Below are 732 nucleotides of genomic sequence, written 5' to 3' on the forward strand. Positions count from 1 at the left end.
ATGACTAATAAGTCACCATCGAATATTCCTACTTCTTGCATGGATTGCCCAGAAGCTATACCAATAAAAGTAGCATTGGGGTGTTTAATGATTAGCTCATCGATTGAAATACCGAGCTCTACATATTCTGCGGCAGGAGATTCAAAGCCGGTAATGCCAGCTTCTATAAAAATTGGAATAACGAACATACACACCTCAAACACTGTTTATATATACAGTGTAATTTAAGGTTCAAATTATGCCAAGGTTCTTTTTGTGAAGACGATAGTTTAATTAGAGCTGGTATAAGCATGTTTTAGACTTAAAGATTAAAAACCCCTTTAATAACAATTAGTAAAATTACCATCGGTTTGTTAAAATTTCACAAAGGAATTATGAGCTTACTCAAAGCTTATTTTAATTACGGAATAATTTACTGATGACTTTAGTTAAAAACACTATTGTATCTTTTCTGATACTTAGCTTTATTACTGGCTGTTCAGCCTCTAGACACGCCATCATTGCCGGTGACTCTGAATTAACAGATGCTCAAGTGTGTCGAAATTACCTTAATGATAAAGATATCCTCGCTAAAAATTATACCGCCGAAAATACTGATGAAGCGAACTATATCTACGCGCTTAACAGAGAAGTTAAATATAGAACACTCACTCAATACAAATGTGAGATATTAGCCGCGCAAGACAGAAAAGAAATCGCTCAAGGCGTTGTTGCTGCTGTCGTTGCGGTAGG

2 protein-coding genes are annotated in these 732 nt (G+C 35.7%); one reads left to right on the forward strand and one right to left on the reverse strand.

The genetic code is table 11. The features are described 5' to 3' along the window. On the reverse strand, positions 1-188 hold a 188-nt coding region (locus I6F41_RS17925), incomplete at its 3' end, for a S24 family peptidase (RefSeq protein ID WP_442960635.1). A 230-nt stretch (positions 189-418) separates the two neighbouring features. On the opposite strand from I6F41_RS17925, the gene I6F41_RS17930 reads away from it, so the two are divergent. After that, on the forward strand, positions 419-732 hold a 314-nt coding region (locus I6F41_RS17930; protein WP_197108912.1), incomplete at its 3' end, for a hypothetical protein.

It is taken from the genome of Pseudoalteromonas sp. SCQQ13 (assembly GCF_015864415.1).
GTDB lineage: Bacteria > Pseudomonadota > Gammaproteobacteria > Enterobacterales > Alteromonadaceae > Pseudoalteromonas > Pseudoalteromonas nigrifaciens.